Raw genomic sequence first — 8,390 nt, 5'->3', positions numbered from 1 at the left:
CAATCAACCTAGCTGTCCGAGTTCGGGAGGGATGAAGGCCGTCAACTTATTTCCCTTAAGGTTCATGAGGTGGAGATTGCCAAGTTGTCCGAGTTCGGGAGGTATGGCGCCTCCTAACTGGTTGAAATACAACTTCAGATATTCGAGATCCCCAAGTTGTCCGAGTTCGGCAGGTATGGTGCCCGTCAACTGGTTATCGGCCAGGTTCAGTTCCCTCAGGTCGGGGAGTCGTACGAGTTCGGGAGATACGGTTCCCGACAACCGGTTGTAGCCAAGGTGCAGGAAAGTCAGGTTCTCGAGATGAACGAGTTCGGAAGGAACCGGCCCCGTTAACCGGTTCCACCCAAGGTACAGATACGTCATGTTACCGAGTCGTCCGAGTTCGGGTGGAATCGGCCCCGTTAATTGGTTAATGCCGAGGTGCAGTGTCTCCAGTTTATCGAATTGCGCCAGTTCGGGTGGAATCGTTCCTGCCAGGTTATTCTCCTGCAAGTCCAGGCCCGTCACCTCTCCGAGTTCATTGGTCGTCACGCCATACCAGGTATCCAGGGCCGCACCGGTCAGCCAGTTCGACTGGTTGGTCCATTCCGGCCCATTTGTGCTGTCGTAAAGTACGGTCAATGGGTAGAAGTCCCGTCGGGTGTCGATGCAGTCGGCACCGTTCCGTTGCGAAATGCCTTCAAGCCATGCCTGGAAACCGTCGTCCGAAGGAGCGCATAATTGCGTACCTTCCAACAGTAACTCCTCCAGACCGAGGCTCGTGAAAGTAGGCGGTAGAGTCCCGGTGAGGGCCGTGTTGAACGACAGGTTCAACGCCGTTAGACTTGTCAGATCGCCCAGTGATCCTGGAAGCGATCCATTCAGGTTGTTATCCTCAAGGTCGACTTTGACGACCTTGCCCTCGGCGTCGGTGATTACGCCGTGCCATTCGTTCAGAGACTTGAAGCTGTACCAGTTCGAGTTGTTGGTCCAGTTCGGGCCGTCCGTACGGTTATACAGCGCGATCAGAGCATCCCGTTCCTGATCGGAACAGGTTGAACCGCGCCTTTCCGCTATCGTGCGGAACCAATCCTGGAATTCAACCGTTGGCCGGACGCATAACAGTGTTTTGTCAATATGGAACAGTTGCAAGTTTGTCAGTTCGGTCATCGTTGAGGGCAACGGTCCGGAAAGACCTGTATTATTGGAAAGTACCAGTCTTCTGAGGTTAGTGAGTTGACCGAGTTCGGAGGGGATGCTTCCGGATAATTCATTCGAGTCGAGAAACATCTCTTCGAGATTTCGAAGTTGACCGAGTTCGGGAGGGATGGCGCCCGTCAACAGCGAGTAGCGAAGACTCAAAATTGTGAGATTGCTCAATTGACCAAGCTCGGGAGGGATGCTTCCGGTCAACGCGTTCCAGCCAAAGTTCAGGTTCTTAAGATTGCGTAATTGACCGAGTTCGGGTGGGATGGCACCCGTCAATTCGTTGTTGGCGAGATTCAGCAGAATGAGGTGGGTCAGTTGCCCAAGTTCGGGCGGGATGGCACCCGTCAAAGAGTTTTCGCTGAGACGCAGTGTTCTGATGTTAGTGAGTCGACCGAATTCGTGAGGGATAGTGCCCGTCAACTGGTTGCCATCAAGATACAAAGAATAGAGATTATGCAGTTGACCCAGACTAGAGGGTATCGTCCCCCCAAGGTTGTTCTCGCTCAGAAACAGATTTGTCACCTCGCCCCGGTCGTTCGCGCTAACACCGTACCATGTTTCCAGGGGCTCATCTGTCAACCAGTTCGTACTGTTGGTCCAGTTCGTTCCGTTCGTGCTGTTGTACAGGGCGACCAGTGCCTCCCGGTCCTGACGGGCAACCATCACCGTGACGGAAACGGAAGCCGACGCGCTTCCCGCACTGGCGGTGATCTGCGCAGTGCCGCTCGCCACCGCCGTCACCAGACCCTGACCGCTCACGGTAGCTACGGACTCGTCGCTGCTCGACCAGGTGACCTCGGCGTCCGCTACTGGCTGACCGTTTCCGTCCAACACGGAAGCCGTCAACTGCACCGTCTGACCGATGGCCATGAGGTTCGCAGAGGTCGGCTCAATGACGACTTTCGTCGCGGACTGTGAAATGATTACGGTAACCGAAGCAGACACATTTCCTGATCGTGCGGTGATCTGGGTGTTGCCATTCGCGACTGCGGTCACCAGCCCCTGGGCGCTCACCGTGGCCACGCCCGGCAGACTACTGGACCAGACTACGGCAGCACCACTGAGTACTGCATTGTTCTGATCTAAGACCCTGGCGGTTAACGGTGCTGTCTGCCCTATAGAGTTGAGCGTAACAGATGAAGGGGTGATTTCTATACGGGTGGCGACCGGCGCCGGGGGAGGCGGTGGAGGAGGAGTCGGTTCCGGAGCTGTCGGCTTCGTCGGACTATCTTTGCCGCAGGTGGCCAGGGACAGGTAGGCTGTCACAAGCAACACCGCGGCGAAGAACGAGGATCTACACCCGAAAAACAGACACCGATGGGTACGCATCAGAACTCGATTCATACGCCTGACATTGCTGTCCGTTCTATTTCACGAGATTCGATATATGAAATTAGTTAGATAATGTGAACATACCAAATAGAAAACATACACAATTAAGAAAAATTCGTAAATATGACATAAACATGATTCTGCGGTTTGTTTCTGTGATAGTCGATTTCCGATCCTCCCGTGTTGCCAACGCACTGTTTTGCGATTATGTTATCGTGACCATCTGATTAGCACCGGATCTGGATTGCATCGGCTGTTGAAAACCGCGATCAGCGTACCATTAGGATCAAATCGGCCGTAAGACCCGGCCGCCGTAACTGCAAAGAGAACATAGGAGAACGCCCATGGCCCTCACCGAAGCGCAACTGGCGGAGTTCCACGACCGCGGTCTGGTGGTCGTCGAGGACGTGCTGACCGACGCGGACCTGGATCCCGTGATCGAGACCATGACGGAGTTCGTCGACCGGCAGGCGCGGAACCTGCACTTCGAGGGCAAGATTGCCGACCTGTACGAAGACGAACCCTTCCTGACGCGCTACGCCCGGCTGTTCGCCCAGAGCACCGAGATCGGCAGCGGCATGGACATCTATGACCTGCGGGCGAAGCCGGTCTTCGACTTCCTCCGGAACGATAACCTGCTCGACGCCGTGGAGTCCCTGGTCGGCCCCGAAATCACCTGCTCGCCCATACAGCACATCCGGGCCAAGCCGCCGTCCCGCCTGGACGCCAGCCCGTCGTACAACGTGCCCTGGCACCAGGACTCGGGGGTGAGCTGGGCGGAGTCGGACCGGACCCTGGCGCTGACCTGCTGGCTGCCTCTGGTGGACGCCACGGTGGAACGGGGGTGCCTGGAGGTGATCCCGGACGTGATCCACACCGGCCATCTCGACCACGTGTCGGACGCGGGCACGCGCATCAAGCCGGACCTCATGCCCGAGACCGAGGCGGAACCGGCCGAAGTGCGCAAGGGCGGGGTCGTCTTCCTGAGCCAGTATACGCCCCACCGGTCCACGCCGAACCTGACCGAATGGGACGTGCGCTGGAGCCTGGACCTGCGTTACGTGGCCTATGGCGCGCCGACGGGCCGGCCCTTTTTTCCGGACTTCTGCGTGCGGAGCCGAGCGAATCCGGAGCGCGTACTGACCGACCACCAGGCCTGGGCGGACAGCTGGGTCGAGGCCCTGGAGGAACAGCGCCGCAATCCCAAGCAGGCCCACAGGGTTGCGCAGGCGCCTTAAGGAGAACCATCATGCTTTGAGGCTCGCCCCTCGGCACCAGGTTTGGTGTCATGGTATTCAGTCTGGTCGTCCCCGGATTGGGACAGTTGTACCAGGGCCGCAGGCCGGCCGCGGTCATCCATTTCGTCCTCGCGGTCATGCTGTGGATGCTGGGTTACGGCTGGATCGTGCATCTGTACTCCGGCATCGAGGCGGCTTTTCAAAAGAAAGAGGCATGCAAATGAGTTTCGGCAGCGGCGCGTATACCTACGAATTGCAGGAGAACTGGTACAGCCTGCCGGAGGGCTGGTCCTTCGGCTGGATAACCGGCGTGGCGTGCGATTCCCAGGATCGGGTGTACGTGTATTCGCGGAGCGAGCATCCCCTGATCGTATTCGACCGCGACGGCCAATTCATCAAGACGATCGGCGACGGCATACTCAAGGATGCGCATGGTATCTACATCGACGGAGAGGACAACCTCTATCTCACCGACTGGCTGGATCACTGCGTACGCAAGTTCGACCGCGACGGAAACCAGGTGAGGGTGATCGGCATGCCCGGCGTTCCCGGCGCGGCGGACGGCGATCCCTTCCGCAAACCCACCGATGCCGTCGTCGCGCCGAACGGCGACATCTATGTGTCCGACGGCTACGAGAATGCCCGGATCCACCATTACGACGCCGAGGGCCGCCACATCCACTCCTGGGGAAGCTGGGGCTCAGGCCCGGGCCAGTTCGAACTCAGCCACTGCGTCCGCATAGACCGCCATGACCGGATCTGGGCGTGCGATCGCACCAACGAGCGCATCCAGCTCTTCGACCTGGAAGGAAACTACCTCGAGGAACGCGCCGTTCCCGGCAAGCCCGACACCACCTTTTTTGACCCGGAAGAGGATATCGTCTACGTGGCCGAACTCGAACAACAGGTAGGTATATACACCCTGGACGGCGACCTCGTAAGCAGCTGGGGAGGCGGACGGCGCAGCGACCGGCCCGGCGAGTTCGCCGGATGTCCCCACGGCATCTGGATGGATTCACGCGGCGACCTCTACGTCGGCGAAGTCCAGGCCGACGCCCGGTTGCAGAAGTTCGTTCGCACGCGCTGATTCAATCGGTTCGGCTCAACCTTATGGCCCGCTGACCCCTGTCGGACTGGCCGACCCTTACGACTCGCCGGCTCCATTTGACCAGCAGCGATCAGGGAACCGGGATCTGGACCGGCGGTATCCCAAGATGTCCTTCTACGCGTGAAAGGCGGGTGTTGACGTCTCTCAACTCCCTTCTGATGTCCGCGAATTCCTCCCTCATCTCCGTCCTGAATACGCCGAACTCTCTCTTCATTTCCGTCTTGAATGCGTCAAACTCCTCCCTCATTTCCGCCATGAAAGTGCTGTTTTCTTCCCTCATTTCCGTTCTGAAGGCTCGGTTTTCTCCCCTCATTTCCACCCGGATGGACTCGAATCCCTGCCGCATCTCCAGACGGAGGTCCCGGCTAGACTGGCCGAAATAGGTCAACAGCCCCAGCGCGAAAATACCGATCGCCGAGAACGCCTGCAGACCCAGGATCAGGTTCTGTCTTGCCATTGCGCATGCACCTCACTTTATCCTTGATTTAATCGGTTCAGGTCTCGACATTAGCGAATCGTTCAAAGCCTAACACCCTGCGAGAACCATGCGCATCATCGACCCCCATACCCATGTCTGGGTCAACGATCCCGCTTTCCCCTGGCCCTCGGAGAGCGACGCACCGCCCGCCGAGGACCGAACGGCGGAGATGCTCCTGGCCCTGATGGACCGGCACGGCGTGGAGAAGACCGTCCTGGTGCAATACATCGGCTACCGTTGGGACAATGCATACGTATCTCACGTCCTGCGCACGTACCCGGACCGGTTTGCCGGGGTCTGCCGCGTCAATCCCGAAGACCCCGCCGCACCGGATCACCTCAGCCGGTGGGTGGAGGAGCACGGCTTCCAGGGCGTGCGGCTGAGTCCAGCCGAAGGCCCTGCGGGCGACTGGTTCCGCGGCCCCCTGATGCCGCCCATCTTCCGGCGCGCCGAGGAACTCGAGGTCCCGCTGCTCATGCTGACGCGGCCCGGGCGCTTGCCCGACCTGGCTGGCCTGCTGGACCGGTTTCCCAACCTCGACGTCGTCGTGGACCACATGGCCGACGCGCAGCCCGACCGGCCGGACGAAATCCAGGCCGTACTCGACCTGGCCCGGTACCCCCGCGTATACGTGAAGATCAGCCATACCTGGTCCATTTCGAATCAGGACTATCCCTGGTCGGATACCCACGCCATGGTCGAGGCGGTCTACCAGGCATTCGGCGGCCAGCGCATCATGTGGGGCACCGACTGGCCCGTCTGCCTCCCGAACGCCGCCTACGGCCAAACCCTGACGGTCGTCCGCGACGAAATGAAGTTCATCGCGCCGGAGGACATGCCCCGCGTGCTGGGCGGCACGGCCCTGGACCTGTGGACCTTTAATGATTAGTCGGAGCTGAATTCGGAAAACTCGCAGACAAAATTCGAGTCTCAAAGGAGCAACCATGAACATACTGATCACCGGCGCCGCGAGCCGGCTGGGACGGGCGGTGGCCGACGCCCTTGAAGGCCACTCGCTCCGTCTTGTGGACGAATCGCCCGTCGAAGCGCCAGCCGCGACCGGGGGCGAAACGCGCGGCGAATGGGCAGGCGATGAGGCCCAGGGCAGCCTGCTGGACCAGGACTTCGCCTGGAGGGCGGTCCGCGGCATGGACGCCGTCGTCCACACGGGCGAGCCGCCGCAGGACCTGCCGGAGTCCGAGGTGGAGCGCGAGAAGCATCTCCTGGAACTGGCCACGCGGGGCACGCACCAGCTCTTCAAGGCCGGGGTGGAGGCGGGCGTGAAGCGTTTCGTCTACGGCGGGACCCTCGACCTCTTCCGGCCCTATCCCGACGACGTGTACATCAGCGAACTCTGGAAGCCGCTGCCCGAGCCCGACATGCCGGCCATGTCCCGCTACCTGGGCGAGCACACCGCCCGCGAATTCGCGAGGGACCACATGGTGACGGTCACGGGACTCAGGCTGGGCAACCTCGTCAGCGAAGAGGAAGTGGCCGGCCAGGCGCCCGACCTGCTGTGGCTGGACTACCGGGACGCGGCCCAGGCCTTCCGCCTCGCCCTGGAGCGCGACGCCTCGGACCAGGTCTGGTGGACAAGCAGGTACGCCACGTACCACATCTGCGCCGACCTGGAGAATCCGAAGTACCTCATCAACCAGGCGCGCAACCTCGGCTACGCGCCGGTCCACAACTTCGCCGCGAACTGGCGGGGCTGAGGGGAGGCACGATGTTCTGTCTTGAAACCGCCACAGACCTCGGACCTCGGCGCGCAACCGATGCCGTATCGAGGTGCCATCCATGAAGAAAGTCCTGCTGCTCGGCGCTTCCGGGCTCATCGCGCCGCACATCACCCCCGCGCTCGAGCAGGACTACGACCTGCGGCTGGCCGACATCAAGGACCACCCGGACGGAAAGCCCGTCCTCACCGTGGACGTGCGGGACTACGGCCAGGTCCGCGAGGCCGTGGAGGGCGTGGACGCGGTCATGAACTTCACGGTCCTGCGCCACGACGACACGCTGAGCTTCCAGGTCAATACCGTCGGGGCCTGGAACGTGATGAAGGCGGCCGCCGACGCCGGGATCAGGAAGGTGATCCACACCGGTCCGGCCCAGACCCTCCTGGCCTACGTGCACGACACCGACATCCCCGTCGACGCGCCCGATGCGCCTTCCTCCGACTACTATTTCATCACCAAGCACCTGAGCAACGAGATCGTCCGGAGCTTCGCCCGGCACCACAAGATCCACACGGTCTGCTACCTGTTCCAGGGCCTGGCGCCCCGGCCGACCGAGCATACCGGCAAGAACTCGACGCGAGAATTCCTCATCATCCACGACGATCTCGCCGTGGCCTGCCGCCAGGGCCTCGAACTCCCCTCGGTTCCCGAATTCTACCAGGCCTTCAACCTGCACAGCCACTATGGACCGGGGAGATACAGCCTGGAAAAGGCGGAACGCATCCTGGGCTACGCGCCGCAGGAAGAGTGGTGGAAGTGGCAACGGAGGCCGGCGGGGTAGCGGACAGTCAGTCGCCCCGGGGAGAACGTCTGTCGGTGGATCTTGGATGAAGGATTGGAGGATTTGACAACTACTACGTCATTTTATACCTTTCATCTGGGATTAGTCTATCACGTTTGGGATCAGTCTATCACGTTGATTTCGAAATCCGGCGCAAAAAGTACGGCGAACTGATCGAACCAAGTCAAAGAAAGGAGGATGGTTTATGTCCAGATTACCAGGAGAATCACGACGGAGATTCTTAAGAAAGGTCGAAGGGGCAACAGAAAGGATGACTGGTAAAAAAGGTACACGACGAGCTGATATCGCCTTTGCCATGTATGATCCGAAGGATACCAGACCCCAACTCGCAGAAAACTGGGTTTACATTGACGCCGAATACGAGACGTTCGGTTACTTGTAATGGTGTTTGAGATTGCCCAAGGCAAAGTACAATAACCGAGTTAAGGGACAGGAACGAAAGTAATCGGATTCGTAAACAAAATTAAGATCGGTTTTACCGAACAAACCTGTAAAATGATATGGGGAA

The 8,390-nt window shown here is 59.7% G+C and carries 7 protein-coding genes; 5 read left to right on the top strand and 2 right to left on the bottom strand.

Annotated elements, in window-relative coordinates:
- Positions 1-3 precede the first annotated feature (3 nt).
- On the bottom strand, positions 4-2,532 hold the full coding sequence (locus F4Z81_03455) for a hypothetical protein (GenBank protein MXW04108.1): 2,529 nt from the start codon (positions 2,530-2,532) through the stop codon (positions 4-6).
- A 332-nt stretch (positions 2,533-2,864) separates the two neighbouring features.
- Between F4Z81_03455 and F4Z81_03450 the strand changes: the two genes are divergently transcribed.
- Positions 2,865-3,758, top strand: coding sequence for a phytanoyl-CoA dioxygenase family protein (locus F4Z81_03450; GenBank protein ID MXW04107.1), 894 nt, complete (start codon positions 2,865-2,867; stop codon positions 3,756-3,758).
- A 214-nt stretch (positions 3,759-3,972) separates the two neighbouring features.
- Positions 3,973-4,845: a 6-bladed beta-propeller gene (locus F4Z81_03445; protein ID MXW04106.1), complete on the top strand. Its 873-nt coding sequence runs from the start codon at positions 3,973-3,975 to the stop codon at positions 4,843-4,845.
- Positions 4,846-4,936: 91 nt separating this feature from the next.
- Here the strand turns inward: F4Z81_03445 and F4Z81_03440 are convergent, their stop codons facing one another.
- On the bottom strand, positions 4,937-5,323 hold the full coding sequence (locus tag F4Z81_03440) for a hypothetical protein (protein MXW04105.1): 387 nt from the start codon (positions 5,321-5,323) through the stop codon (positions 4,937-4,939).
- An 88-nt stretch (positions 5,324-5,411) separates the two neighbouring features.
- Here F4Z81_03440 and F4Z81_03435 point away from each other — a divergent pair, with 88 nt between their 5' ends.
- The 3 genes from F4Z81_03435 (at position 5,412) to F4Z81_03425 (ending at position 7,861) form a co-directional block, all read left to right on the top strand.
- Positions 5,412-6,233 (top strand): amidohydrolase, encoded by an 822-nt coding sequence (locus F4Z81_03435; GenBank protein MXW04104.1) that lies wholly within the window; start codon positions 5,412-5,414, stop codon positions 6,231-6,233.
- Between the two features lie 55 nt (positions 6,234-6,288).
- Positions 6,289-7,059 (top strand): NAD(P)-dependent oxidoreductase, encoded by a 771-nt coding sequence (locus F4Z81_03430; protein MXW04103.1) that lies wholly within the window; start codon positions 6,289-6,291, stop codon positions 7,057-7,059.
- Positions 7,060-7,141: 82 nt separating this feature from the next.
- Positions 7,142-7,861 carry an NAD-dependent epimerase/dehydratase family protein gene (locus F4Z81_03425; protein ID MXW04102.1) on the top strand — a complete coding sequence of 240 codons (720 nt, stop codon included), beginning with the start codon at positions 7,142-7,144 and terminating at the stop codon, positions 7,859-7,861.
- Positions 7,862-8,390: the final 529 nt, after the last annotated feature.

The organism is Gemmatimonadota bacterium (assembly GCA_009835325.1).
GTDB lineage: Bacteria > JAAXHH01 > JAAXHH01 > JAAXHH01 > JAAXHH01 > JAAXHH01.
This window is presented reverse-complemented; position numbering and strand designations above follow the sequence as displayed.